Origin of the sequence: Acetobacterium sp. K1/6 (assembly GCF_034438075.1) — a bacterium.
Lineage (GTDB): Bacteria > Bacillota > Clostridia > Eubacteriales > Eubacteriaceae > Acetobacterium > Acetobacterium carbinolicum.
The window spans coordinates 24,829-50,490 of record NZ_JAXQGA010000002.1 but is presented as its reverse complement, the minus strand read 5'-3'; the positions used below and the strand labels follow the sequence as shown (position 1 = coordinate 50,490).

The 25,662-nt window shown below is 42.9% G+C and carries 24 protein-coding genes, 1 tRNA gene and 1 riboswitch; of the genes, 19 read left to right on the top strand and 6 right to left on the bottom strand.

Annotation, left to right across the window (positions count from 1 at the left end; all coding sequences use genetic code 11):
- Positions 1-353: 353 nt before the first annotated feature.
- Genes U2P91_RS02125 through hisIE form a run of 9 tightly spaced genes read left to right on the top strand, consistent with a single transcriptional unit; the run spans position 354 to position 7,934 of the window.
- Positions 354-1,610: an ATP phosphoribosyltransferase regulatory subunit gene (locus tag U2P91_RS02125; protein WP_322518971.1), complete on the top strand. Its 1,257-nt coding sequence runs from the start codon at positions 354-356 to the stop codon at positions 1,608-1,610.
- The gene (hisG, locus tag U2P91_RS02120; protein ID WP_322518970.1) at positions 1,611-2,231 is read left to right on the top strand and encodes an ATP phosphoribosyltransferase; all 621 of its coding nucleotides are present in this window, start codon (positions 1,611-1,613) and stop codon (positions 2,229-2,231) included.
- A 55-nt stretch (positions 2,232-2,286) separates the two neighbouring features.
- A complete protein-coding gene (gene hisD, locus U2P91_RS02115; protein ID WP_322518969.1) occupies positions 2,287-3,567 on the top strand; it encodes a histidinol dehydrogenase in 1,281 nt (426 codons plus the stop codon).
- The gene (gene hisC, locus U2P91_RS02110) at positions 3,567-4,631 is read left to right on the top strand and encodes a histidinol-phosphate transaminase (RefSeq protein ID WP_322518968.1); all 1,065 of its coding nucleotides are present in this window, start codon (positions 3,567-3,569) and stop codon (positions 4,629-4,631) included. The genes hisD and hisC overlap by 1 nt, the downstream gene beginning before the upstream one ends.
- The gene (gene hisB / locus U2P91_RS02105; RefSeq protein ID WP_322518967.1) at positions 4,621-5,208 is read left to right on the top strand and encodes an imidazoleglycerol-phosphate dehydratase HisB; all 588 of its coding nucleotides are present in this window, start codon (positions 4,621-4,623) and stop codon (positions 5,206-5,208) included. Before hisC ends, hisB begins: the two co-directional genes overlap by 11 nt.
- 14 nt (positions 5,209-5,222) lie before the next feature.
- Complete coding sequence (gene hisH, locus U2P91_RS02100) at positions 5,223-5,831, top strand: imidazole glycerol phosphate synthase subunit HisH (protein ID WP_111886559.1); 609 nt, start codon at positions 5,223-5,225, stop codon at positions 5,829-5,831.
- On the top strand, positions 5,828-6,550 hold the full coding sequence (hisA, locus tag U2P91_RS02095) for a 1-(5-phosphoribosyl)-5-[(5-phosphoribosylamino)methylideneamino]imidazole-4-carboxamide isomerase (protein WP_111886558.1): 723 nt from the start codon (positions 5,828-5,830) through the stop codon (positions 6,548-6,550). The genes hisH and hisA overlap by 4 nt, the downstream gene beginning before the upstream one ends.
- On the top strand, positions 6,544-7,302 hold the full coding sequence (hisF, locus tag U2P91_RS02090; RefSeq protein WP_111886557.1) for an imidazole glycerol phosphate synthase subunit HisF: 759 nt from the start codon (positions 6,544-6,546) through the stop codon (positions 7,300-7,302). The genes hisA and hisF overlap by 7 nt, the downstream gene beginning before the upstream one ends.
- A gap of 11 nt (positions 7,303-7,313) precedes the next feature.
- The gene (gene hisIE / locus U2P91_RS02085) at positions 7,314-7,934 is read left to right on the top strand and encodes a bifunctional phosphoribosyl-AMP cyclohydrolase/phosphoribosyl-ATP diphosphatase HisIE (RefSeq protein ID WP_111886556.1); all 621 of its coding nucleotides are present in this window, start codon (positions 7,314-7,316) and stop codon (positions 7,932-7,934) included.
- A gap of 80 nt (positions 7,935-8,014) precedes the next feature.
- Here hisIE and U2P91_RS02080 read toward each other — a convergent pair whose 3' ends face one another.
- From U2P91_RS02080 to gshAB, 4 genes are all read right to left on the bottom strand, one after another.
- Complete coding sequence (locus tag U2P91_RS02080) at positions 8,015-8,392, bottom strand: arsenic metallochaperone ArsD family protein (RefSeq protein WP_111886555.1); 378 nt, start codon at positions 8,390-8,392, stop codon at positions 8,015-8,017.
- A 220-nt stretch (positions 8,393-8,612) separates the two neighbouring features.
- Positions 8,613-8,736: riboswitch (molybdenum cofactor riboswitch) on the top strand.
- A 249-nt stretch (positions 8,737-8,985) separates the two neighbouring features.
- On the bottom strand, positions 8,986-9,222 hold the full coding sequence (locus U2P91_RS02075) for a MoaD/ThiS family protein (protein WP_026395460.1): 237 nt from the start codon (positions 9,220-9,222) through the stop codon (positions 8,986-8,988).
- A 51-nt stretch (positions 9,223-9,273) separates the two neighbouring features.
- Positions 9,274-11,073 carry an aldehyde ferredoxin oxidoreductase family protein gene (locus U2P91_RS02070; protein WP_111886553.1) on the bottom strand — a complete coding sequence of 600 codons (1,800 nt, stop codon included), beginning with the start codon at positions 11,071-11,073 and terminating at the stop codon, positions 9,274-9,276.
- 163 nt (positions 11,074-11,236) lie between these two features.
- The gene (gene gshAB / locus U2P91_RS02065; protein ID WP_322518966.1) at positions 11,237-13,552 is read right to left on the bottom strand and encodes a bifunctional glutamate--cysteine ligase GshA/glutathione synthetase GshB; all 2,316 of its coding nucleotides are present in this window, start codon (positions 13,550-13,552) and stop codon (positions 11,237-11,239) included.
- 290 nt (positions 13,553-13,842) lie between these two features.
- On the opposite strand from gshAB, the gene U2P91_RS02060 reads away from it, so the two are divergent.
- From U2P91_RS02060 to feoB, 3 genes are all read left to right on the top strand, one after another.
- Positions 13,843-14,052, top strand: coding sequence for a FeoA family protein (locus tag U2P91_RS02060; protein ID WP_111886551.1), 210 nt, complete (start codon positions 13,843-13,845; stop codon positions 14,050-14,052).
- Between the two features lie 10 nt (positions 14,053-14,062).
- Positions 14,063-14,284, top strand: coding sequence for a FeoA family protein (locus U2P91_RS02055; RefSeq protein ID WP_111886550.1), 222 nt, complete (start codon positions 14,063-14,065; stop codon positions 14,282-14,284).
- A gap of 117 nt (positions 14,285-14,401) precedes the next feature.
- On the top strand, positions 14,402-16,546 hold the full coding sequence (feoB, locus tag U2P91_RS02050) for a ferrous iron transport protein B (protein WP_322518965.1): 2,145 nt from the start codon (positions 14,402-14,404) through the stop codon (positions 16,544-16,546).
- A 91-nt stretch (positions 16,547-16,637) separates the two neighbouring features.
- Here feoB and U2P91_RS02045 read toward each other — a convergent pair whose 3' ends face one another.
- Positions 16,638-17,435, bottom strand: coding sequence for a TspO/MBR family protein (locus U2P91_RS02045; RefSeq protein WP_322518964.1), 798 nt, complete (start codon positions 17,433-17,435; stop codon positions 16,638-16,640).
- 388 nt (positions 17,436-17,823) lie between these two features.
- On the opposite strand from U2P91_RS02045, the gene ahpC reads away from it, so the two are divergent.
- From ahpC to ybaK, 3 genes are all read left to right on the top strand, one after another.
- Positions 17,824-18,387 (top strand): alkyl hydroperoxide reductase subunit C, encoded by a 564-nt coding sequence (gene ahpC / locus U2P91_RS02040; protein WP_322518963.1) that lies wholly within the window; start codon positions 17,824-17,826, stop codon positions 18,385-18,387.
- A 131-nt stretch (positions 18,388-18,518) separates the two neighbouring features.
- Positions 18,519-20,162: an FAD-dependent oxidoreductase gene (locus U2P91_RS02035; protein ID WP_322518962.1), complete on the top strand. Its 1,644-nt coding sequence runs from the start codon at positions 18,519-18,521 to the stop codon at positions 20,160-20,162.
- Between the two features lie 324 nt (positions 20,163-20,486).
- Complete coding sequence (gene ybaK, locus U2P91_RS02030) at positions 20,487-20,984, top strand: Cys-tRNA(Pro) deacylase (protein WP_322518961.1); 498 nt, start codon at positions 20,487-20,489, stop codon at positions 20,982-20,984.
- 69 nt (positions 20,985-21,053) lie between these two features.
- Here ybaK and U2P91_RS02025 read toward each other — a convergent pair.
- Positions 21,054-21,130, bottom strand: a tRNA-Pro gene (locus U2P91_RS02025).
- Between the two features lie 187 nt (positions 21,131-21,317).
- On the opposite strand from U2P91_RS02025, the gene rlmH reads away from it, so the two are divergent.
- The 4 genes from rlmH to U2P91_RS02005 all read left to right on the top strand — a co-directional run bounded on the left by rlmH (position 21,318) and on the right by U2P91_RS02005 (position 25,649).
- On the top strand, positions 21,318-21,797 hold the full coding sequence (gene rlmH / locus U2P91_RS02020; RefSeq protein WP_322518960.1) for a 23S rRNA (pseudouridine(1915)-N(3))-methyltransferase RlmH: 480 nt from the start codon (positions 21,318-21,320) through the stop codon (positions 21,795-21,797).
- 31 nt (positions 21,798-21,828) lie between these two features.
- Complete coding sequence (gene hslO, locus U2P91_RS02015; protein WP_322518959.1) at positions 21,829-22,722, top strand: Hsp33 family molecular chaperone HslO; 894 nt, start codon at positions 21,829-21,831, stop codon at positions 22,720-22,722.
- Between the two features lies 1 nt (position 22,723).
- Positions 22,724-24,244: a 4-alpha-glucanotransferase gene (gene malQ / locus U2P91_RS02010; RefSeq protein ID WP_322518958.1), complete on the top strand. Its 1,521-nt coding sequence runs from the start codon at positions 22,724-22,726 to the stop codon at positions 24,242-24,244.
- A gap of 238 nt (positions 24,245-24,482) precedes the next feature.
- Positions 24,483-25,649, top strand: a complete 1,167-nt coding sequence (locus tag U2P91_RS02005; protein ID WP_111886542.1) for an ABC transporter substrate-binding protein — start codon at positions 24,483-24,485, stop codon at positions 25,647-25,649.
- Positions 25,650-25,662 lie beyond the last annotated feature (13 nt).

The window sequence follows — 25,662 nt, the reverse complement described above, 5'->3', positions numbered from 1 at the left end:
GATGTCTTAATGTTATTGATTTAACGCACATCGCCATATTTTCACTAAAGATGATTCTTTTGTATATTTGCCTTCAATTCATAGATATATTATAATACAATCTGTCAACAAAATCCATTACCGACCCTTTTTATTTTGAGTATTATAAAAAAAGCGATTCTCATCTGAATTTGACACCATTTTTCGGGTACGGAATCAAAAATTATTTTTGTGGATACGCTTAAATGGCGAATTCATAAAATAATTAAAAAAACCGCATAAATGCTTTGACAAACCATAAATAAATGTTACAATTAATACATCACTTTATCAGACTACAGTATTAAAGCACAACATTGAACAAGGAGGTTCATATGCTTTTTAATTATTCCATCGACGGCTTTGAAAACATCCAACACCAGGATTATTTCGCCCTGCAGCAGATCAACGCTAAACTTATGTCACTTTACCGTTCCTTTGGCTATCATCAGATTTCCACCCCCACCTTTGAAACCTATGATCTATACGTCAATGAAGATTCCATTCCCAGCGACGGTCTTTTCAAGCTGGTCAATCATCAAGGTAAGGTTCTTGTGCTAAAGCCGGATGCCACCCTACCGGTCACCCGAATGGCCGCCATGAATCATCCTAATTCTCAAGAGATCATCAAATTCTCTTACCAGACTAATATCTATCGGAATTTTTCATCACCGGAGATTATTAAGAAAGAAATCACCCAAATTGGGATCGAATATTTTGGCAACAACAGCCCGGAATGCGACGGCGAAGTGATCGCCCTGGCGATTCGCTCACTGCTTGAAAATGGCATTGAGGACGTCCACATTGATTTGGGCCATGTGGGGTTTATTAATTTTTTATTTGATGACCTGGCCTTCTCCTGCAAAGAAAAGGCAACCCTCTTTAAATACATCGAAAACAAAAACATTGGCGATATTGCAAGTTATTTAGAAAAACTGGCCTTGCCTGATGCTAAAAAAGCGGTCATCCTTAAATTGCCGCTTCTCTACGGCGAACCGAAAACCGTCTTAAAAGAAATGAAAGCCCTATGCATCAATGACAAAATGCAACAGGTTGTAAAAAATATTTCTGAAATCTACGCCCATCTGGAAGTCATTGGCCTGGCCGGCTATGTCAGTTTTGATCTTGGATTCACCAATCAGATGAACTATTACAGCGATATCAACTTTAAAGGCTATATCAACAGCTGCGGCGAACCGGTGATCAGCGGCGGACGTTACAACAACCTGTCAGAAAAATTCGGTATTCCCCGTCCGGCCTGTGGTTTTGCCATTGATCTACTAAAAGTGATTGATTACATGGAGCAACACCAGCTACTCCCGCGAGATGATCAAAAGACCGATGTGATTTTTTATGAAAATTCGCAAAAATCCGATGCCTACAAAATGGCGGAGCAATTACGAACAAAAGGATCAATCGCTGAAGTGTTTCTGATGACCGAAACGAAAGAAACACATGTGACATCTTTTAAAGAAAATGCCCTTTATAAAAATGCCGTACTATACTTCCTGATGGATGGCAAACTCTTCTCTGAAATGGACGGGACATTCTTAGAAATTAAAACAATTGGTTCAGAAAGTGAGGTCGTGTAAATGGTGATCCGATTCGCCCTGGCCAAGGGCCGTGTGGCCAAAAAAGCAATTGAGCTGTTATCTGATCTGGGTTATGTTTTTTTAGACTACTCAGAAAAAAGCCGAAAACTGATTTTTACTGACACTACCGGGACGATTGAGTTTTTTCTGGTGAAATCACCGGATGTTCCTACCTATGTCGAAAAAGGCGCTGCCGATATTGGCATTGTTGGTAAGGATGTGCTGTTAGAACATCCTGCCCAGGTTTATGAGATGCTAAACCTTGACATCGGCAAATGCAAAATGTGTGTGGCTGGCTTTGAAAACCAACCGATCCCCTATGGCAAAAAAATGATTGTGGGCACCAAATACCCAGTCATTGCCAAGGATTATTTTCATGCCAAGAACCAACTGGTGGATATTATTAAAATCAACGGTTCGGTGGAGTTGGCTCCGCTGATTGGTCTGGCTGACTGCATTGTCGATATTGTCGAAAGTGGCAATACCCTAAAAGAAAACGGGCTGTCGGTACTGGCAGAAATCTGCGAGATCAGCTCCCGACTAATTGTCAATCAGGTGAGCTTAAAAACCAAACGGGATATGATTGATCCCATTATCAAGGCATTTGAAAACCAGTTATAGCTATTAGTGAGCTATCGACAAAAGCTGGTTGTTTAAAAAAATGGAGAGGAATATAATGAAAACTATCATCTATAAACAAGACATGGATCTTGATACGATATTAAAACGCAACGAAGATGAGCGCGAGGATATTCGCAACGCTGTTCTGGAAATCATTAAAGGGGTAAAAAATGATGGCAATGCTGCTCTTTTGTATTACACCCAGGCCCTTGATCACTGTGTCCTCACCCACTTGCAGGTCACTGAAGAAGAAATCGAAACCGCCTTTTCCGCAGTTCCTGACGAACTTCTGGATATCATCCGGGAGGCGGCCCAAAACATTCGTGATTTTCACGAAAAACAGTTAGAAACAACCTGGACCTATTCGCCTAAACCGGGAGTCATTCTGGGCCAGCACATCACCCCGATTGAGCGGGTCGGTCTTTACGTCCCCGGCGGCAAAGCCACCTACCCCTCGACCGTGCTGATGGATGCCATTCCGGCACTGGTGGCCGGGGTAAAGTCCCTGGTGATGGTGACCCCACCGGGACGGGATGGAAAAATCAACCCCACGATCCTGGCTGCGGCCAAAATTGCCGGTGTCCACGAAATTTATAAACTTGGCGGGGCTCAGGCGATTGCCGCCCTGGCCTACGGCACTGAAACCATTAAACCGGTTAATAAAATTGTTGGGCCCGGTAATATTTATGTGGCCACCGCTAAAAAAGAGGTTTTTGGCAAGGTCGATATTGATATGATTGCCGGACCCAGCGAGGTGCTAATCATTGCCGATGAAAATGCCAACCCGGTTTATGCCGCTGCCGATCTGCTGTCTCAGGCCGAACACGACGAACTGGCGATGCCGATTCTGGTGACCACCTCAGCCGAACTGGGAGAACAAGTCATTGAAGAAGTCTACCGCCAGATCAGTAAAGACTTAAGCCGCAAAGAAATCGCCAAAAAATCAGTCGATGATTATGGCTTTGTCTTTATTGTCAAAGATCTCGATGAAGCCTTTGAGTTGTCCAACCAGATTGCTCCCGAGCATCTGGAACTGCTCATCAAAGATCCTATGGCTTCGCTGGAAAAGGTAAAGAATGCTGGCGCCATCTTTATGGGCGCTTACACTCCAGAACCTCTGGGTGATTATTTTGCCGGACCTAACCACACCCTGCCGACTTCCGGCACAGCCAAATTCTCCTCACCTCTGGGAGTCTATGACTATCTCAAAAAATCCAGCATTCTCTCCTATGATCAGGCCGCATTGCAAGCAGTCTATCCAAAGATTGCCGCCTTTGCCCGTTGTGAAGGATTGGATGCCCATGCCAAAGCAGTTGAAAGGCGGTTTGAAGACTAATGAAATCACTGATACGAAAAAACATCCAGCAATTAATTGCCTACAAGGTCGATGCCCCGCAGTTTGAGATCATCGTCAATGCCAATGAAAGTCCCTATGACTTTCCCATGCAACTCAAGCGAAAATTCTGCGACGAGATCTGTAATACTGATTTAAACCGCTACCCGGAGGCTTGTTTTCCGGAACTGATCGAAGCCATCACCGACTATACCGGTGTCCCGGGCGAAGGCATTGTCTGTGGCTCCGGTTCTGACGAGCTGATTGCCATGATCAACCAGGCCTTTGTGGATCCCGGTGATGTGGTGGTCTCCCACTCGCCCTCCTTTGCCATGTATGACATCTGGGCCACCATTGCCAATGCCAGCCATATCATGGTGCCCGATCTGCCGGGACACATTCCCGATGTGGAAGGCATGATTACGGCCGCAAAAGAAAATCAAGCCAAACTGCTTTATATCTGTAACCCCAACAACCCCACTGGCTATATTTTTAGTCGCGCGGATATTGTAAAACTATTGGATTCGGTCCCTTCGCTGGTGATCCTGGACGAAGCCTATATCGAGTTCTTCGGTGAATCGGGTGTTGATCTGCTGGAAAAATACCCCCGCTTGCTGGTGCTGCGAACCTTTTCCAAGGCCTTTGGTCTGGCCGGCATCCGCTGCGGCTATGCCCTGGGAAACAAAGGTGTTATTGATATTCTTTACAAGGTTAAGGGGCCTTACAACCTCAATGTTCTGACCCAGAAATTGGCCGTCATCGCCTTGAAAAACCGCGATGCGATCCTTAAAAATCTGGAAATTTTAAAGGCAGAGCGACAAAAAGCGATACGTGTGCTGAAAACCTTCCCCGGTGTGACCCTTTATCCATCCGGCGCCAATTTTGTTTATTTTGAGACCGACCGGGCTGAAGCCATCTATGAAGCGCTCCTTGCGCAAAGCATTCTAATCAAACGTTTTATAAAAACGGACGCCACTCCCGGCAGTATTCGTTTTTCCATCGGAAAACCCCAGGAAAACCAAAAGATTCTGGATATTATCAAGGAGGTCGTGTACAATGAAGCGTAAAAGCACATTAAACCGGTCCACCACCGAGACCGAAATTTCACTTTCACTCAATATTGACGGATCTGGAGTAGCCAAGATCAACACCGGCGTTGGTTTTTTTGATCATATGCTGACGCTCTTCACCAAACACGGAAGATTTGATCTCTCTATCGCTGCCCACGGTGACGAAGCGGACAACCACCACGCCATTGAAGACATTGGTATTCTGCTGGGAAAAGCTTTTTATGATGCGTTGGGGGACAAGGCCGGCATCAATCGTTATGCCTTTGCCTTCACCCCCATGGATGAGGCCCTGTGCCGCACCTGTGTGGACATCAGCGGCCGCAGCACCCTCGTTTTCGATGTCCCCCTCAACCGGGAGTTTATCGGCGACTTTGAAACTGAAATGTTAGAAGAGTTCTTTCAGGCCTTTACCAGCAACAGTAAAATAACCCTTCACGTGACTTCCCTCTACGGCAAAAATAACCACCATATTGTGGAGGGGATTTTTAAATCGCTGGGGCAAACACTAAAAGATGCCTGCACGATCGAAGCGGGTAATACCGAAATTCCATCCACTAAAGGAATAATAGAATAACAGGAGGACAACCATTGATCGCAATTGTCGACTACGATGTCGGAAATTTAAAAAATGTCTATACCGCACTCGGTGATGTCGGCCTTTCCGGCACCATCACCCGCGATAAAAAGGTCCTGGATGCGTCTGATGCCATCATTTTGCCCGGGGTTGGAGCTTTCTCCGACGCCATGGACAACCTGAGGAAATTTGATCTCATTGATGCCCTTAATGACAATGTCAAAAAAGGCAAGCTCCTGATGGGAATCTGCCTCGGGATGCAACTACTTTTTGATAAAAGCTATGAGGACGGTGAATTTTCCGGACTCTCCTATATCCCCGGAGAAATCGTCAAATTCGACGCTCCCGGGATAAAAATCCCCCATATGGGTTGGAACAATCTGGTGATCAACCAAAGCAGTCCGCTGGTCGCAAACATTGGAACCAAAGACTATGTCTATTTTGTCCATTCCTACTATGCCAATCCGGAGAACTTTGATGATGTCGTCGCCTATGCCGAATACAGCGTCAAGGTCCCCGCGATTGTTCGCAAGGACAACGTCATTGGGATGCAGTTTCATCCGGAAAAAAGCTCCAACGTGGGCTTCCAACTACTAAAAAACTTTAAGGAGATAATATCATGATTGTATTTCCAGCCATCGATTTAAAAAACGGTAAATGCGTCCGCCTGATGCAAGGGCAGAAGGATGCTGAAACCATTTATTTTGACAACCCGGTGGATGTCGCCCTGAATTGGCAGTCCAAGGGAGCCCAGTATCTGCATCTGGTCGATCTGGATGGTGCCTTTGACGGCCAGCCGAAAAATCTAAAACTGGTTAAAGACATTGTTACCGCTCTAGATATTCCGGTGGAACTTGGCGGTGGTATTCGAACACTGGAAATTGCCAGGGACTATATCGACAGCGGTGTTACCCGGATCATCATCGGTACCCAGGCCGTTAAAGATTTCGACTTTATTGTTAAACTCCTGGATCTCTATGATGAAAAAGTCTGCGTTTCCATTGATGCTAAAAATGGTTTAGTCTGCACCGAAGGCTGGGTGCAAAGCAGCAACATTGAAGCGCTTGAACTGGCCAGCAACTTAGAAAAACTGGGTCTGTCAACGCTGGTTTACACCGACATATCAAAAGACGGCATGATGACTGGTCCTAATTTTGAGATGCTCAAAGTTCTCAATGATAATTTAAAAATTGATATCATCGCTTCTGGCGGCATCTCTAAATCAGCAGACTTGATCCGTCTTCAGGAAATGGGGCTTTACGGCGCCATTACCGGAAAAGCTCTGTATGAAGGAGCCATCGATCTGGAAAAACTGTTGCAAGAGGAGCTCAAATCATGCTGACTAAACGGATCATCCCCTGCCTGGACGTGGATCACGGCCGGGTGGTAAAAGGTAAAAAATTTCAGAATATTCAGGATGTCGCCGATCCGGTCGAACTGGGGCGGTACTACTCCGACCAGGGCGCCGACGAACTGGTTTTCTATGATATCACCGCCAGCTATGAAGATCGCGATATTTTTATTCATATTGTTGAAAAAGTGGCTGAAGCCATCCGCATCCCCTTTACCATTGGCGGCGGTATCAGCAAGGTCGAAGATTTTCGCAAAGTGCTGATGGCCGGCGCCGATAAGGTTTCGGTTAATTCATCGGCCGTTAAAAACCCCCAGCTGATCCGCGAAGCCGCCCTTCGTTTTGGGGCTCAATGTGTGGTTTTATCGATCGACGCCAAGCGCAACAATAAGGGTTCCTGGGATGTCTATGTTAAAGGCGGCCGGGAAAACACTGGCATTGATGCCATTGAATGGGCCAAACAGGGTCAGGATCTGGGTGCCGGAGAGATCTGCATCAACTCCATCGATACCGATGGGGTTAAAAAAGGCTATGATCTGGAGCTCAACCAGAAACTCTCCCGTCTTCTGACCATTCCGATTATTGCCTCCGGCGGGGCCGGAAAAATGGAAGACTTTGCCACAGTATTAAAAATCGGCGCCGATGCAGCGCTGGCGGCATCCGTTTTTCACTATAAAGAAATTCCCATTGTTGATTTAAAAAACTTCTTACACGATCAACAAATACCTGTCAGACGGGTATAGAAAGGTAAACCATGGATTTGGAAAATATAAAATATAACGAGGCGGGCTTGGTTGCTGCCATCGTTCAGGATTATGAAACCCGTCAGGTACTGATGATGGCCTGGATGAACGAAGAAGCATTGAAATTGACGCTGGATACTAAAAAAGCCACCTTTTACAGTCGCAGTAGGCAAGGCTTATGGATCAAAGGTGAAACGTCCGGCAATACCCAAACCGTCGTAAAAGTTGATTATGACTGCGACGGCGACACGCTGCTACTTCAAGTTATTCCTGCTGGCCCAGCCTGCCACACCGGCAATACTTCCTGTTTTTATCGTAACCTGGCTGTAAATCCGGAAACAAACCTGGGCAATATGGAAGTACTGACGATGCTTTACAATCTCATTGCCGACCGCAAAGTAAACCCGGTTGAAGGGTCTTATACCAACTACCTGTTTGAAAAAGGAGTCGATAAAATATGTAAAAAAATAGGCGAAGAATCTGCTGAAACCATTATTGCCGCCAAAAACAACGATCCTGCAGAGCTGATCTACGAAGCCTCGGATCTGATCTACCATTTGCTGGTCTTGCTTAATAACCAGAATGTGGATTTAGAATCACTATTCCAGGAGCTGACTAAACGGCATCAATAAACCATATTATTGATGCGCATTTAGTTTGCTAAAAAAATAACGAATCTAAATGGGGCGTGTTTCACGCCCCTTTTTGGCACTTAACAACAATCGCCTCCACAAAAACTACGATTTGACATTTTTGCTTTCATCAACATCAATACTAACTCGTCTTGGGTCATCCCCGACCAGGTGGCTAAATCCAAATTTGATGGATAAGTGCCAATTTTTACAATTTCACCGTCCACCACCGTGATTGGTAGAGCGTCTGGTCCATTTTTCAAGACAATTTCACTGACTTCTTTATTTCTGGCAAAAACCTCCGGATTTTCAATCAAACCATATCTCAGTACATTTTTCCCTTCATTTGTTAACGCCTCGACAATGGTTCGTATCCGTAATACTTCCCGGTCTGCTCCTGAACCACAGCCATTTCCAGTATTTCCTATTTCCGACACATATATCTCAATTGCTTTCATCGGTTCCTCCGTTTCTTTAAACGCCTCTTGCGATCAGCATTGCTCACATGAACACTCTGTCATATGAGCTTGACTCTAAAATAATCCAGTTTCAATCATCTGTCAAGTTATATTGAAGTTTCCTTAAACTATTTTTTAAATTTATCGACTGCCTTTTCTTTTAGTCGCAAAAATTTGTAATAAACGACTTTTTTTATTGCGTTCTCATCTATTATCATGTATAATATAATCACTCCGAAGTTTAAAGTTTCTAAGGCTTGTTGCTATGAACTTAAACCCGTAGGGTATAATCGGAAACGGTTATGTCTCCCATTGTGGAAAAGGGGCTTGACAGAATTATTTTTCTTGTCATTTTGCATTTTTTTAGTGCAGAAAAAAAAGGCCATTCCTAAAGGAGTGGTCTTTTTTTTCCCTGAACGTCCCTGAATTTTATTTATTTGTAACCGAAATAATATGAATCAGGACACTTTCTTTGAAGCCAAAACCGGACTAACCAACCGGTTTTGGTTTTTTTATCGTTTTCTTATTCTTAGATAAGAAACAAGCCCTGAAGATCATTGTTGACTCAAGGCTTATCTTTTCTAAGATTAGGATCAACCACCAGCAACTGGTGGAAAAATCGCCATATAGCCATCTTCCTTAATGGGAACAGCGAGCATGGCATCAACCTTTCCATCAACCCCATCGACAATAAGTGCTGCAATTTCCGGGGCGGTAATACCCAAACTGTCAATAACATCTTGTCCGGTCATCCCTGGGGTATAATCCATTTCTACAATCTTTCCCCGGCCCTCGCGAAAGTTAGCAAATAATTTAATCTTGATTGCCATATTTCCTCCTAAAACGAAAGGGACGATCATCGATCGTCCCTTAAATTTATTTTATAATAAACCTAATTTTTCAAGACGTTCTTCCGTAGGAATACCATCTTCATCCCAACCACGTTCTTTATAGTAAAGTGGAAGTAATTCATCCAGTTTATGAACCCAACCTTTGGTTGGTCCCTCTGGCATTTCTTCTTCCAGAAAACGCGGTGGCAATGTATCTTCTTCTGACGAAATACCCGCTTCTAAATTGAAGAGTTTTTCCAGATTCCAGATCCGTTCTCCAGCTAACAATACATCATCGGCGGTCCAATCGGTACCTAATGTTTCATTTAACATATCAGCATATTCTTTAGCGCCAAGTGCAAATGAAGTAAATAAACATAAACCGGTTGAGTCAATAACAGCGGTCAGATCCTGGAATATTTTTGCCCAGGTTGGTTTTCCAGCTAACTCAAAACGATCCAATTTTTCTGGTAAACCAAGGATTTCAGGAGAAATCAGGTAGCCACGAACATGACATCCGCCACGGTTAGAGGTTGCATATTGTAGACCCATTCCCTGGATTCCACGAGGATCATAAGCTGGTAAGTCTTGCTTCTTAACAGACATGGAATATTCAGGAACCCCAAAGAAATCAGCTAATCGATAAGAACCTCGAGCTAATAAATCGCCAAAGCCTTCCCGGTTACCCATTTTTTTGAGCCAGTGAATAACAGACTCAGCGTTGCCAAATTTCAGGATTACTTCGTCATCCAACATTTCGTCAGTGATATAACCACGTTGATACAATTCCATCGCAGCTGCTAAGGTTGCCCCAGCCGAAATGGTATCCAGACCCATTTCATTACACCAATAATTGGCATCAATAACGATATCCATATCGTCAATTCCAAGATCGCCGGCAAATACCCAAAGGGTTTCATATTCCGGTCCACCAATTCCATCAGGGCTATGTTCGCTTTTAACCCAACGGCCACAACCAATTGGACAATGATGACAAGGATTACGCTTGATCAGATATTTTTCTGTCATGGTTTCGCCGCTGACAGCTTCAGCATCCGGATCCTGACCGCCCTGGAAGTTATTAGTTGGATAAACACCATGTTCATTGATAATATTAACCAATACGGCTGTTCCATAGGTAGGTAGACCACCACCGGTGACACCGTTTTCTTTTAATAAGGTACGACATTCTTTGGTAACTGCTTTTAATCCGTCTGGATTCGCAATTTCCGGTTTTAAGTTCCCTTTAACAGTAATGGCTTTCAAATTCTTTGAACCCATAACCGCACCAACACCAGAACGACCAGCGGCCCGATCTTTTTCATTCATGATCGCTGCCATCTGAGACAATTTTTCACCAGCAGGACCGATGGTTAAGACTTTGGACCCAGGCTGTTTTTCTTTTAAGAGATCGCTCGTTTCAGAAACCATCTTACCCCACAGATCAAGAGCTGGCAAGATTTCTACCTTATCTTCATCGATACTAAGGTAAACCGGCAGACTTGCCTTACCTTCAACAATAATCGCATCATAACCAGCATATTTCAGGTAGGCTCCCCACTCTCCACCAGAGTTTGAAGAAGCAATACAGCCTGTTAGCGGCGATTTTGTAACGACCATGTACCGACCACCGGTAGGTGTCGCTGTCCCCGACAACGGACCATTGATAAAGACAATCTTATTTTCTGCGGCAAAAGGATCAACCTGTGGATCAACCTCATCCATATACAGCTTTGTTCCTAAACCACGACCACCAATATATTTTTTTGCCAACTCAAAATCCAGATCTTCAGTTGTCACTTCATTGGTCGTCAAATTGACACGTAAAATTTTTCCCATGTAACCAAACATTTCGTACGCCTCCTAAATTTTATTTATTTGTAACCACTATCATTATACCCAAATAGTATCCGTTATTCAATGGGTTAAAGGAAAGATAATCACAAGCGCAAAAATTTATAGCAATTTTAGCTTACCAAGGCAAAATTTGATCATTTTTTGAGCATATATTTTCTCATTCTACCAAACCAATGGTTTTTAAGATGTTATACCCCAGTCGTCGCTCCTGACCTTCAAAAGGATAGGCGTGCATAACAATCATTGGATTAAAATTTAACTCAATAATTCCGAAACTTGAATCGGGATTGCAATAGTCTTCCAAAATAATATCAATGCCACAGAATTTCGCTCCAAATGCTCTGACCGCTTTTAACGCAATCTCTGAAAAATAAGGGTGCATTTTCTGTGTAAAATCGATACTGTCTCCACCAGTGCTGATATTAGAATTTCCGCGTAAAAAAATCATTTCATTACTTTTGGGGATTGATTGACTGGTTAAACCCTGCTTATTAAGATACATGAGCGACTGATCGTCCAGCACAATTTTCTTTAGCGGGCTGGTTTGGCCATCGCCCCGGTAAGGGTGTTGATTTTTTTTATCAATCAGTTGCTGGATCGAGGAAACGCCATCGCCAACCACATTCGCTGGGCGACGATGAAGCACGGCCACCACCTCATCTCCCATCGTCAAAAAGCGGTATTCAAGACCTGGTAAATAGTCTTCTATTAGAATCGTGTTATCCTGTTCAAACGCAATCCGAGCCCCTTTTAATAGTTCATCAAGGGTTCCGCCCTGATCAAAAATACTGATTCCCAATCCGAAGTTGGTGGATTTTGGTTTAATCACAACGTTTCTTCCAACATATTTGATTAGTTTTTTCTTTGCTTCAACGAAAGAAAAAAATTCTTCCCCATTCGGAACTGGTAGTCCATTCTCCTGAAGAATTTTTTTTGTGACCACTTTATTCTCCATGAGCAACGGGGTGATATAATTATCCACACTTGTTTTTGTCGCTTGTTTTACATATTCTCGGCGGCCATTTTTTTCCAGCCGCACAATGTTGTCCGCGGCATCCATGGGAATTACTTTTATCCCCCGAGTCAAGGCTTCTTTTATTAATACCTGCGTTGACATTTCCCAGTTTTCAAAACCTTTCAGGCGGTAGTGATCTGCATCTGACTGTCTTTTATAATCTTTAGCGATTTTTAGATTCGCATCAAGACAACCGTTTTCCTGCATTAACAATTTCAAGCGGTAGGCATAGGTCGTTTCTGGCTGTCTGACCCGGCTTTGCATTTCTTTAATACACTGATCCTGTTCTAAATTCAAATATTTATTGATCTCCGCTACCTTTTCCAAAATATCCTCAGCCCAGGCTGTTTTAAGCGTCCAATGGCGATGATCGAGCAATTCCAAATCCGGTTCCAGCCCACGTTCAGCGACCGTCACCTCATTGATAAGGGCTTCCTGCTGCCAGGTATCAAAAAATTCTTCGCCTTCTAATAATAAAAAAAGCATAAAAACATTCAAAAACTCCAGATCGATTTTTGCAATCCCACATTTATCGAAAACATTGAGGTCGATGGTGCGAATTTCCAGGTACTGAACACCATCCTTTGCTAAAGAATCTAAAGTATTGCGATAATCCCTTGGTTTTAAACGAATCTGCGCATATAACTCTTTGGCTTCTGAGATGTCACCCCGTTCCACAAACGCATTAATACTTTTGATATACGACTCGATTGAACGATAATCCGGGTAGAGATCGATCTCGTTTTTATATCCGCTGCAATTACCATTTCGGGCCGAGGTTCCGCCAGGGCTGAGAAAGGTTTCATTTCCGCAGTCTCCCATACATTGCAGACATTCTTCTATATATGAATTGTGTAATCCGGGGGTACATCCCATCAAATAGATAAGCAACCAGCGATAACGCAGATAATTTCTCAAAACCTTTAAATAAATACGATCTTTGAACGCTTTAAATGACTCCCGAGAACCCAGCTCCTGCCAGATCGTTATTAAAAAATCATCGCTAAACGAAAAGTTGTAGTGGATTCCAGAAATGAGCTGTCGCTTTCCTCCATATTTAGCCATCAGTCTTTCGCGATATTGTCGCGGCTCTTTACCTTCTTCGCCCTGATAAGTGGCAATCGGTATTTGTTTATCATCAGGAATATGACAAGGCATGGAGTAGGGCCAAAAAAGCTCATTATTTGTGCCGATTTCTCCGATCACAATGTCCGTTAACGCTTCCAAAAAATCATAGGTTTCATCAACTGAAAAAAACACCGGCGTAACCAGTTCAATCTGACTTTCGGAAAAATCGGTGGTAATATATGGATTCTTTAATTTATCGCCAAAAATAGGCGGATGCGGAGTCATCGCAAGTTTCCCCTGTTTTGTAACCCGAAGGCCTTCTCTTTCGACTCCAAACCCTGAGGTTAAAATACTTTCTGGTGTCATTTTATTTTTTAATATTTCAATCATGCATATAACCTTTCAGTTTCGCTACAGACACTTTTGTGAACTGTACAAATTTTTTTAATTATACCATAAAAAGGATTAATTCTAACTAACTAATTCCCCATGTTTACTGGGGAATAGACGTATCGCGGCAAAAGCCGTTGTTAATATCCCGCCAGGATTATTTAAGTACGTATTGCTATCAGGTATTGACAAATAAAACAGATAATGTTAGACTTTTCTCAGTGAGTTAGTAGTTGCTAACTCACCGAGAAAATAACGCATACTATTTTTAACCAATCAGGAGGAAAACCATGTTACTATCAATGGCGACACCCGGAGAAAAAAACTCCATTAAGAAAATCACCGGCAAGGATACAACGCATCAATTTTTAGCGCGTCTCGGTTTTGTGGAGGGAGCTGACGTTACTATTATATCAGAACTTTCTGGCAATATTATTTTAAATATTAAAGATACTCGGGTTGCCATTGATAAGAGCATGGCCAACCGGATCATCATTTAAGGAGAAAAACATGAAAACACTAAAATCAGTGAAGTGTGGTGAGTCTACCACAGTGGTCAAACTACATGGTCAAGGACCGATTAAGCGTCGAATCATGGACATGGGTATTACAAAAGGAGTTAATATCTTCGTTCGCAAGGTTGCTCCACTGGGAGATCCCATCGAAATAACTGTACTGGGTTATGAATTGAGCATTCGAAAACGGGATGCCGAGTTAATTGAGGTTATCTAAAATCCAACTGTTTTTTCGCTTGCATAATCCTGCAGAGAATCTGTACACATCGGCAGCATTGGCTGTCAATTTTTTAGCTAAACTGTTAGTTAGAACTACCAATTAAAAGGAGAACCTATGAATCTAAAAATAGCATTAGTTGGAAACCCCAACTGCGGTAAAACAACCATGTTTAATGCCCTCACCGGCAGTTCCCAGTATGTCGGAAACTGGCCAGGAGTGACCGTAGAAAAGAAGTCCGGAAAGCTTAAAAACCACAGCGATGTCGAAATCGTTGATTTACCGGGAATTTACTCCCTGTCCCCCTATACGCTGGAAGAAGTTATTTCTAGAAATTATTTACTCAATGAAAAACCTGATGCCATTATCAATATTGTTGACAGCAGCAATATTGAGCGTAATTTATACTTGACCACCCAACTACTGGAAATGGGAATCCCTATGATTCTAGCCTTGAACATGACCGACATCATCCGAAAAAAAGGGGACGTTATCAATCTTAAAGCCCTCGCTAAGCGGTTGGGCTGTGAGGTCATCGAGACTTCTGCCGTTAAAAGCGAAGGATGTGTCGAAGTTGCGCAAAAAGCCATCGCCCTTGCCAAAGCAAAGCAAAAGCCAACACCACTTCAGCTCTTTTCGACCGAGGTTTCAAAAACGCTTAAGCAGATTGAATCTACAATCCTTGAGAGCAAGCCGGTGGAGCATGCCGATTTCTATGCAATCAAACTCTTTGAACGGGATGAGAAAGCGATTGAACAACTAAACCTGCCAGATTCTGCGCTTAAAAAGATAACCGCCCTCACTGAAGCGTGTGAAGAAAGCATGGACGACGATAGTGAGAGCCTCATTACCTTTGAACGTTATCAGGCCATTGGTCGGATTGTTTCAGACACAATAAAGAAGAAAGCCAGCACTGGCATGACCACCTCTGACAAGATTGATCGGATCGTCACAAATCGGTTCCTTGCCCTTCCCATTTTTGCCGGAATTATGTTTCTGATGTATTATGTCTCCGTCTCGACAGTTGGTGCCTGGGCTACCGATTGGACCAATGATGTTCTTTTCGGTGAAATCATTCCTCCGGGAGTTGAAGGCTTTCTTTTGTCAATTGGCACTGCGGATTGGTTAAACTCCCTTATTCTTGATGGCATTATTGGCGGGGTTGGTGCCGTCCTTGGATTTGTACCGCAAATGTTTGTTCTTTTTCTTTTTCTTGCTATTCTGGAAGATTGTGGTTACATGGCCCGAGTTGCTTTTATCATGGATCGGGTTTTTCGAAAATTCGGACTTTCCGGAAAATCGTTTATCCCATTACTCATTGGCACTGGCTGCAGTGTTCCTGGTATCATGGCCTCACGAACCATTGAGAACGAACGGGATCGCAAAATGACGATTATGACCACCTCTTTTATTCCCTGTTCAGCAAAATTACCCATTATTGCTCTAATCGCTGGTGCACTCTTCCCTGGATCAGTATGGGTTGCACCATCAGCTTATTTTATCGGTGTTGCAGCAATTATTATCTCTGGTATCATTTTAAAGAAAACCCGCGGATTCTCCGGCGATCCCGCTCCCTTTATTATGGAGTTGCCGATTTACCATGTTCCGGGCGTTAAAGGTGTTTTGATTCATATGTGGGAACGCGGCAAATCCTTTATCAAAAAAGCCGGAACTGTTATTTTTGTCGCCAGTATTGCAATCTGGTTTCTTAGTTCATTTAACTGGGCACTGGAAATGGTGGATACCGGAGACTCCATCCTCGCTTCCATTGGCATGATCATCGCTCCGATCTTTACACCGCTTGGGTTTGGCAGTTGGGAATTCACAGTCGCAACCATTACCGGCCTGATTGCCAAGGAAACTGTCGTTAGTACCTTTGGTGTATTATTTGGCTTTGCCGAAGTTGCTGAAGATGGTGCCGAGCTCTGGCCAATGCTGCAATTATCCCTCAGCCAGCTAGCCGCCTTTTCTTTCCTGATCTTTAATCTGCTTTGTGCACCTTGTTTTGCTGCCATTGGCGCCATCCATCGTGAAATGGGAAATGCCAAATGGACGTTGATCGCCGTCGGCTATCAAACTGTATTTGCTTATGTGATTTCTCTGATTGTCTATCAAGTCGGTTTATTTTTCACTGGTAACGGCTTTGGCTTTGGTACCATTGTCGCAATTTTAATGATTGCCGTCCTTCTTTATCTGCTCTTTAGAAAACCGGCAATGCAAAAAAAGCAGGAGCAACCACTTACCGCCGTTAAAGAGGTTTGATTCTTTTAGTGTATTAAAATTATAACATCACCCTTTTAAAAAAACAGCCGGACGAAAGCATGCTTTCGCTCGGCTGTTTTTATAGAAGGTATCACCTTAAATTCAGGTGCACTTCCGGCATCACTCGATAACGATTCGAATAAAACTGAATCCCTGCCATCACAACCAGACAAACCATTCCCACCAGGGTTGATATCGCCAGGAATTGATGCGTTCCCTGCCCCCCGTTCATCGCCATTAATGACTGATAAATTCCGAAATAACCCCATGCCACGGGAATTGGAACGAGTGCATTTGTAGTGGTTAGTGTAACCACCACCGTCAGCGCTACCGCAACCATGATCATAATGATCCCCCAATATTCAGGTAAAATGCCAAAGCCTTGCCACTGGATCTTCACCAGCCAGGCTGCTGTATTGACGACGCTTGCAATCAGAAGCCATCCGGTATACATGCCAAAAGCTGCTGGTATGAGCCAATGATTACCCGTTTGAATTTTTGTTATCTCTTTGAGAATCAGGCTCAGTGTAATGGAAAAAGCTAAAATCACAATTACTGATAGTCCAATAAAGGTAAAAGAAAAGCAAATGATCCAGAGCATATTTAAAATACTTGAAAACCAAAATAGATAACTGATGCCATCGATTGTTTTTTCATAGTAGGGTTCCTTACTCTTGATGATCATTACCACCGCAGCTGCAATCAACAATATATAAATGACACTCCAGATACTAAACGTAAATGGTGCCGGGGTAATCAACGTTGCGTATTGATCTGAAACATCTTTTTGTGTTAATCCATTAAAAAATCCGAATGCACCCAGACTATTAATAACCAAAGTACCTATTAACAGGATTAAACCAATCCCTGCTTTCATTCTCTTATTCATACGATTCACCTCAACTCTTAATTTTTTTGTCAATAATCGTTTTAGAAATTTAAGTCGTCTCAATTATCAAAAACAATCATTGCTTCCTAGATACCCGCTTTATGCCTCTATAAACCTGAGAAGTGAATACAAAAAAAAGGATTTTAAAAACACTGCTGTAATAATAAGACATCCTTAGTCAATGCTTAGATAATTGTTGACTTACTATCTATCAACCAGTTTTATCGAGTCATTTTTGCAAGTCAGATTAAAATGAATTTTATATTGGAATTATTATAATTTACTCTTGCATTACAACTACATTTGTGCTAATATAATATCAAGTTAGACACACATAACTAAACACAAGCAATTGCGTAATCAATACAATTAACAGGAGGATTTTATTATGTCATTAATCGGAAAAGAAGTTGCGGATTTTACTGTTCAAGCCTTTGCGGAAAATGAATTCAAAGAAGTGAAGAAAGAAGATATCTTAGGGAAATGGTCGGTCTTCTTTTTCTATCCAGCCGATTTTACCTTTGTTTGCCCTACCGAGCTCGAAGATTTAGCCAACAAATATGAAGAATTCAAAAAAATCGGATGCGAAATCTATTCGGTTTCCTGCGACACGCATTTTGTTCATAAAGCATGGCATGACGCATCAAAAACCATTCAAAAAATCAAGTACCCGATGTTAGCTGATCCAACCGGTGTGATTGCCCGAGATTTTGATGTGATGATCGAAGAAGTTGGACTGGCTGAGCGCGGGAGCTTTATTATTAATCCCGAAGGAAAAATTGTCGCCTATGAAGTACTTGCAGGCAATGTTGGTCGAAATGCCGATGAACTATTTAGACGTGTACAGGCTTCACAATTTGTGGCCGAACACGGCGACCAGGTTTGCCCGGCAAAATGGACACCAGGAGCAGAAACCTTAAAGCCAAGTCTTGATCTGGTAGGTTTAATCTAGTACGCCCTTAAAATATTGCAATACAAGTGGACGTTAAAAGGATGTTGTAATTTGCGACATCCTTTTTAAATACAATCATTTAACTGAGAAAATCGCAGTAGTAATAATCTGTTAAGAAAGAGAGCAATCAAATGGAAAAATTATATGATGTGATTGTGGTTGGAGGTGGACCAGCTGGACTGTCAGCAGCTATTTATGCCGCCCGGGCACAATACCGAGTATTAGTGATCGAAAAAGAAAAAATTGGCGGGCAGATTACAATTACTTCAGAAGTAGTCAACTATCCCGGTTTAATTCAAACTGATGGTAAAAAAATGACTGAATCGATGCGTATTCAAGCTGAGAATTTTGGGGCCGATTTTCTCATCGCCGAGGTGAATGAATTATCATTAGATCAGCCGATCAAGTCGATAAAAACGGATAAAGGTAGCTTTGAAGCATTGGGGGTTATTTTAGCTACCGGAGCAAACCCCAGAAAAATCGGTTTTACCGGTGAGCAAGAATACCAGGGTCGCGGCGTCGCCTATTGTGCGACCTGTGATGGAGAGTTTTTCACTGGAAAAGATGTTTTTGTTTTAGGTGGCGGCTTTGCAGCCGCAGAGGAAGGTATGTTCTTAACCAAATATGCCAAAAAAGTCAGAATGATTGTGAGGGAACCTGAGTTTACCTGTGCTAAAAGCATTGCTGATGAGGTATTAGCTCGGAAAGATATGGAAGTGCATTTTAATACCGAAATAACTGAAGCTTATGGTGATGAAAAATTAAAAGGAGCCCGATTTATTAATCGAAATACTGGAAAAGAGTGGGATTACAAGCCGGAAAACGGCGATGGTTTTGGCATTTTCGTTTTTGCCGGTTACGCACCAGCAACCCAATTAGTAAAGGATAAGGTAGAATTGGACGAGTTTGGCTATGTTATCACCGATATCAATAAGAAGACAAACATTGATGGTGTTTATGGCGCCGGCGATGTTTGCATTAAGAATCTGCGACAAGTTGTAACCGCCGTTTCGGATGGAGCTATTGCCGCCACTTCTTTGGAAAAACACATTGCTCTGATGTATGAGAAACTGAAGCTCGAAAAAAAAGACGTAAAGAAACGAAGCGTACAGCCAATTCAATCGGAAGCGAAAAATCATGTCAACAATCAGGCAACCGGGTTTATTACAGAAGAAATGAAGCATCAACTGATGCCACTTTTTGATAAATTCGAAAAACCTGTTTGGCTTAAATTCTATATCGATGATCAGCTAATTTCAAAAGAAATTGAGGCGTTTGCTGCAGAAATTTTATCGCTGACACCCCAAATAAACGGTGAAGTAATAAAAAAAGAAGACATCACAGACGAACTGATTTATCCGGCCATTCGTTTCTTCAATGATCAAAATCAGTTCACCGGCTTCGAATTTCATGGCGTTCCCGGCGGTCATGAGTTTAATTCATTTATTGTCACACTATATAACGCTGCTGGGCCGGGACAAGCCATTGATCAAACCATCCTTGAGCGAATCAAGTCCATTCGTCATCCCGTTGATTTGAAGATTATCGTTTCATTATCTTGTACCATGTGCCCCGATCTTGTCATGGCTGCAGGTCGAATCGCATTAGAAAATACTAATGTGACAGCGGGTGTTTTTGATCTGATGCATTACCCCGATTTAAAAAATCAGTATCAAATCATGAGTGTTCCTTGCATGATTATAAACGATCAAGAAGTCATTTTTGGTAAGAAAGGAATCGCAGAAATTTTAGATCTATTAGCTAAGATGAGATAGTAATTGCGTTTTCTAACTAATCTAAAGAGTACCTCTCTTCAAAGAGTACCTCACTTGACCACCGTTAAATAAAGAGCGTCGGCTGTAAACATCTGACGCTCTTTATTTTTGATTGCCAACGCGTTAACTAATGAGACTGTGCTGTTCTTAAATCGAATAGCCCGATTCAATCATTAGGAGTCATTAAATTATAGAAGCAAAAAAGAATAATCTCTGATAAAATAGTCAAAACGAAGAAGATTTCTGGGGTCGCTAAGCATCCTTAGATTTCGTAATCAGCTAAACACGTCTCACTTAAATAAGTCTTAAAGGAGAACCCGAAAATTGGCGAAACAACAAGAGAGTAAAACCAATGCGATGCGCATTCTGGATAAATTAAAAATCGATTACCAGCACCAGTTCTATGCGTGCAATGAATTTGTGGACGGCCTGCAGACTGCGGACCTGTTAGATTTACCCTATGAACTGGTCTACAAGACCTTGGTAACGGAAGCAAAAAGCAAGAATTATTTTGTCTTTGTCATTCCCATCGACAAAGAATTGGATCTCAAAAAAGCGGCAAAATCAGTTGCCGAAAAATCAGTTGCGATGATTCACTTAAAGGACCTGACCACAATCACTGGCTATGTCCGGGGCGGATGTACCGCCATCGGTATGAAAAAGCAGTTTAAAACCGTCATCGATACGACCGCTAAAAACCTTGATAAAATCTATATCAGCGGCGGCAAAGTCGGGCTGCAGCTAAAACTAAGTCCTAGTGATTTCTGCAAGGCTACACATGCGATTTATGAGAATATCATTAATGATAATGCTAACAACTAAAAGAATGCGATCAAAACGAACGACAAACAAAAAGACAACCGCGAAGCGATTGTCCTATTATGCAAAAACTGGTCGGAGTGAGAGGATTCGAACCTCCGGCCTCATGATCCCGAACCATGCGCTCTACCAAGCTGAGCCACACCCCGTTATAGCTTGCATTTGTACCTCATCTATTGTAAACTAGAATAGACAAAATTTCAATCTTAAATTTAAATTTTTTAAGATAAAGGAGGAACCCATGCACAAAAAAAACCCCATCTACCGTATTGGCGCACTGGTTTTAGTCGCTGCGCTTATTCTTAGTATTCTTGTTGTTTACACTCTCTAAGTGAGATGAATATTCGTATTATCGCTGTTGGGAGAATTAAAGAAAAATTTTTAACCCTGGCCATCTTGGAATATGCAAAGCGTTTGAATGGCTATTGCCGTCTGGAAATCATTGAAGTTAAAGATGAAAAAATTCCGGAAAATGCCAGTGAAGCGCAGAGGCGAAGGGCGGTGGAAATAGAGGGTAGCCGAATTCTTTCCTATTTAAAGGACGAGGAAATTCTGGCCACCCTGGAAATACAGGCCGATCAACTCGATTCGTTATCTTTTGCTAAAAAAATTGAAAACTTTGGGATCCAGGGAAAAAGTCAAATCACCTTTGTTATCGGAGGGTCTATCGGACTTTCCCCGGCGATCACCAATCGCTCACAATGGAAATGCTCTTTTTCCAAAATGACCTTTCCCCATCAGTTGTTTCGGGTGATGCTTCTGGAACAGATTTACCGCTCATTTAAAATAATCCGTGGGGAAACCTATCATAAATAACATCTTCAAATAAAAAATAAAGAGGTAAACTATGCCGGACTATGTATTAAAAGCCACCGCAGGAAACGGACAGATTCGGGTCTTTGCGGCAACAACAGGGGGGCTCGCCGAAACAGCCCGGAGACTTCACCAAACCAGCCCAGTGGTTACAAAGGCGCTGGGCCGATTGCTCACCGCTGGTTCTCTGATGGGTTCGATGATGAAAAATGCCGATGAACTGATCACCTTAAAAATCGCCGGCGATGGCCCCATAAGCGGCTTACTGGTGACTGCCGATGCTAAAGGCAATGTGAAGGGTTATCCCTATGTCAACGACCTTTTAGATACCCTTGAAGCGTCCATGCCTGTATCCGAAGCTATTGGCGAAGGCACCTTGAACATTTTAAAAGATATCGGCCTCAAAGAGCCCTATGTTGGTTATTCGCCGCTGGTCAGTGGTGAGCTTGCCGAAGATCTAACCTATTACTATGCCCAATCTGAACAGATTCCCACCTCGGTTTCTTTAGGTGTTTTATTAAACGACGATGGCACCGTCCGGCAAGCGGGTGGATTTATTATTCAATTAATGCCAAACACTGATGATGAGGTCATCGATGCCCTCGAAGAGGCTCTGTCTGATACACCTTCCTTGACCAAACTTCTGGATGAAGGAAAAACGCTGGAAGCCATCATGGACGATTTATTTAAAGACCTTAGTTTAAAGGTTTCTAAAACTGAGATTACCCGTTTTATCTGCGATTGTTCCCGTCAACGGATCACCAAAGCACTGACATCCATTGGAAAGAACGATCTTATCGAGATGATCTCCGACCAGGAGGATATTGAAGTCAATTGTGATTTCTGTAAAGAAAAATATTCCTTTTCCCCGGAAGATCTACAGTCCATCTTAGATCATCGTACTGATTCTAGAGAACAAGAGGGATAATATGTCATTAAAATCGCGTTCCAGCGGTGTTCTGATGCCAGTTTCGGCCTTACCCGGCGACTACGGCATCGGAACTCTGGGGCAAGAGGCCCGCAGCTTTATCGACCGCCTCCAGGCAATGGGCTGTACCTATTGGCAAATTCTGCCGGTCGGTCCTGTGGACGCCTGTTTCTCGCCTTATAAAAGCACCTCGGCTTTTGCCGGAAATCCCTTTTTGATCGATTTGGAGCTTTTATCGGATTGGGATTTATTAACCGCGAATGAGCTGAGCGCAAGCCGCTCTGCCGACCCACCCTATTCTATTTATTATCCCAACCTCATTCGCAATCGTCAAACTATCTTCAAACTTGCCTATACACGATTATCTGACCAATTAAAAAAAGACATCCAAGACTACAGTGATGCCAATCAAGACTGGCTTCCAGATTTTTCTCTGTACACGGTTCTTTCCCAGCATTTCTTAGAAGAAGACTGGACCAAGTGGAATAATCAGGATCTGGTCAGACGCACACCCGACGCCCTTGCTTTGGCCCGACATCGCTATCATGAAGAAATCAGTTTTCAAAACTTTCTGCAATATGCTTATGACCGACAATGGTCGACACTTAAGACCTACGCCAATACCAGGGGTATCCAAATCATCGGCGACATGCCGATTTATGTCGCCCATACCAGTGCTGATGTATGGTGTCATCCTGAACTTTTTCTCCTCGATAAAAGGGGCTGTCCCACTGAAGTCGCTGGCGTCCCACCGGACTATTTTTGCAAAGACGGTCAGCTTTGGGGCAATCCATTGTATCGCTGGGATGTGATGAAAAAAGACCACTATGCCTGGTGGATGCTACGGATAAAAAAAGCGCTAACTAGCTTTGACAAGGTCCGAATTGATCACTTCCGCGGCTTTTCTGCTTATTGGTCGGTACCAGCACGTGAAAAAACAGCCCGAAATGGTCGTTGGGTTCCCGGCCCAGCGATGGATTTTTTTAGTCAGCTGAAGATGTCCTTTCCCAATCCCGGAATTATTGCCGAGGACCTTGGTTTGCAGGACCATGACCTGGTCAAGCTGTTAGATGATACCGGATTTCCCGGCATGCGAATTATGGAGTTTGCTTTTATTGATGATGATAATAATATCCATCTACCGCACAATTATACCACTAACACGGTTGCCTACTCAGGTACCCATGATAACAATACCCTGCTGGGCACATTTTTTGACTATTTTCCAAAAAACCGGCAATATGCCTTTGATTATTGTGGTTATACCGACGCCTGGGAAAATCAATGGCAGATCGGCGGCCACCACAGCCCTTCCTGTCGAGCCTTTATTCGCACGCTTTTTCAGAGCGCCGCTAATTTAGTGATCCTACCGATTCAAGATGTGTGTGGATATGGTAGTGATACCCGGATGAACGAACCCGGAACGATAAAAAACAACTGGGTTTTCCGGATGACCCGAGAGGGTCTATCTTTGATTGATGTGGACTGGTACTCACATTTAAATTTGCTTTATCATCGATAAACACGATCAATGTGACGGTGTCATCTAATTACGGACTCTTGCCAGGAAAAAAGACCACGCTTTAATTCATCACGTTAGCGTGCTGATGCGACTCACGCAGGATTCTGGAATCAGCGTGATTAAAACAAGTGTCCGTATCCTTCAAACATTTCTTAATATAAACTTGCAATAAAAGTGTAACCTTTGGTATAATAGCCACAGGTAAAAATTAGGAAAAAAGAAAAAGGAGGACTTTACCATGAAAAAAACTTTATCCGTGTTGTTGTCTCTTGCCTTGGTTGTCACCATGGCCGCTGGTTGTTCAGGAGGAACAACCACTTCTTCAGAGGATAGTGACGTCATTAAAATTGGCGTGTTCGAACCCTTAACTGGTGCAAATGCTGCCGGTGGAGAATTGGAAGTTGAAGGGGTTGAATTGGCTAACCAATTACGTCCCGAAGTATTGGGCAAAAAAGTTGAGCTGGTCATTGCTGATAACAAATCAGACAAAGCCGAAGCGACCACTGCCGCCGCCCGATTAATTGAAAAAGACAAGGTTGTTGCAATCCTGGGTTCCTGGGGTTCTTCACTCTCCATCGCTGCTGGGGATGTTGTTAAAACCAACCAGATACCTGCTGTAGCACTTTCAGCTACCAATCCACAGGTAACCGCCGGAAATGATTACTATTTCCGCGTATGTTTCCTTGATCCTTTCCAGGGGACTGTCATGGCTAACTATGCGTACAAAAATCTAAACGCTAAAAAAGTTGCCATCATCCAGGAAGTATCCAATGACTATTCTGTCGGTTTGGCTAAATTTTTCACCGATTCATTTGTTCAATTAAGTGGTGATCCCAATGCCATCGTGGCAACTGGTAACTATAACACCAACGACCAGGACTTCAATGGCATCTTAACAAATATCAAAGCTTCAAACCCTGATGTTATTTTTGCCCCTGGTAACTTCACCGAATCGGCATTGATCATCAAACAAGCCCGTGCGTTAGGCATCACTGCGCCATTTATCGGTGGTGATACCTGGGAAACAAATGAATTTATTACCGTTGGTGGTGCTGATGTTGAAGGCGCTGTTATGTCAACCTTCTTCGACGATACCAACCCACTGACTGAAGCAGGAAAAACATTTGTTGCTGAATATAAAAAGACCTATCCGGACCGTGATAATATTGCCGCTGTAACAGCGCTTGGCTATGATGGATACATGATGACTCTGGATGCCATCGAACGTGCCGGATCTGCTGATCCTGTTGCGATTCGTGACGCCTTAGCTAAAACAGCAGACTTTGAAGGCGCTACCGGGATGATTACCATTGACGAAAACGGTGATGCAACTAAAAACGAAGCGATCATCAAAACTGTTAAAGATGGTATCTTCACCTACCTTGATTCTGTAACAATCGACTAATCGCTACCACACA

Excerpts from the sequence above, each read along its gene's own strand:
- U2P91_RS02055 (WP_111886550.1), top strand. The coding sequence starts at position 14,063 with ATGAAAACACTAAAATCAGTGAAGTGTGGTGAGTCTACCACAGTGGTC.
- hisB (WP_322518967.1), top strand. The coding sequence starts at position 4,621 with ATGAAGCGTAAAAGCACATTAAACCGGTCCACCACCGAGACCGAAATT.
- U2P91_RS02070 (WP_111886553.1), bottom strand. The coding sequence starts at position 11,073 with ATGTTTGGTTACATGGGAAAAATTTTACGTGTCAATTTGACGACCAAT.
- hisC (WP_322518968.1), top strand. The coding sequence starts at position 3,567 with ATGAAATCACTGATACGAAAAAACATCCAGCAATTAATTGCCTACAAG.
- hisG (WP_322518970.1), top strand. The coding sequence starts at position 1,611 with ATGGTGATCCGATTCGCCCTGGCCAAGGGCCGTGTGGCCAAAAAAGCA.
- hisD (WP_322518969.1), top strand. The coding sequence starts at position 2,287 with ATGAAAACTATCATCTATAAACAAGACATGGATCTTGATACGATATTA.
- U2P91_RS02060 (WP_111886551.1), top strand. The coding sequence starts at position 13,843 with ATGTTACTATCAATGGCGACACCCGGAGAAAAAAACTCCATTAAGAAA.
- malQ (WP_322518958.1), top strand. The coding sequence starts at position 22,724 with ATGTCATTAAAATCGCGTTCCAGCGGTGTTCTGATGCCAGTTTCGGCC.
- U2P91_RS02035 (WP_322518962.1), top strand. The coding sequence starts at position 18,519 with ATGGAAAAATTATATGATGTGATTGTGGTTGGAGGTGGACCAGCTGGA.
- U2P91_RS02080 (WP_111886555.1), bottom strand. The coding sequence starts at position 8,392 with ATGAAAGCAATTGAGATATATGTGTCGGAAATAGGAAATACTGGAAAT.
- hisF (WP_111886557.1), top strand. The coding sequence starts at position 6,544 with ATGCTGACTAAACGGATCATCCCCTGCCTGGACGTGGATCACGGCCGG.
- hslO (WP_322518959.1), top strand. The coding sequence starts at position 21,829 with ATGCCGGACTATGTATTAAAAGCCACCGCAGGAAACGGACAGATTCGG.
- ahpC (WP_322518963.1), top strand. The coding sequence starts at position 17,824 with ATGTCATTAATCGGAAAAGAAGTTGCGGATTTTACTGTTCAAGCCTTT.
- U2P91_RS02125 (WP_322518971.1), top strand. The coding sequence starts at position 354 with ATGCTTTTTAATTATTCCATCGACGGCTTTGAAAACATCCAACACCAG.
- U2P91_RS02005 (WP_111886542.1), top strand. The coding sequence starts at position 24,483 with ATGAAAAAAACTTTATCCGTGTTGTTGTCTCTTGCCTTGGTTGTCACC.
- feoB (WP_322518965.1), top strand. The coding sequence starts at position 14,402 with ATGAATCTAAAAATAGCATTAGTTGGAAACCCCAACTGCGGTAAAACA.
- hisIE (WP_111886556.1), top strand. The coding sequence starts at position 7,314 with ATGGATTTGGAAAATATAAAATATAACGAGGCGGGCTTGGTTGCTGCC.
- rlmH (WP_322518960.1), top strand. The coding sequence starts at position 21,318 with ATGAATATTCGTATTATCGCTGTTGGGAGAATTAAAGAAAAATTTTTA.
- gshAB (WP_322518966.1), bottom strand. The coding sequence starts at position 13,552 with ATGATTGAAATATTAAAAAATAAAATGACACCAGAAAGTATTTTAACC.
- U2P91_RS02075 (WP_026395460.1), bottom strand. The coding sequence starts at position 9,222 with ATGGCAATCAAGATTAAATTATTTGCTAACTTTCGCGAGGGCCGGGGA.
- hisA (WP_111886558.1), top strand. The coding sequence starts at position 5,828 with ATGATTGTATTTCCAGCCATCGATTTAAAAAACGGTAAATGCGTCCGC.
- U2P91_RS02045 (WP_322518964.1), bottom strand. The coding sequence starts at position 17,435 with ATGAATAAGAGAATGAAAGCAGGGATTGGTTTAATCCTGTTAATAGGT.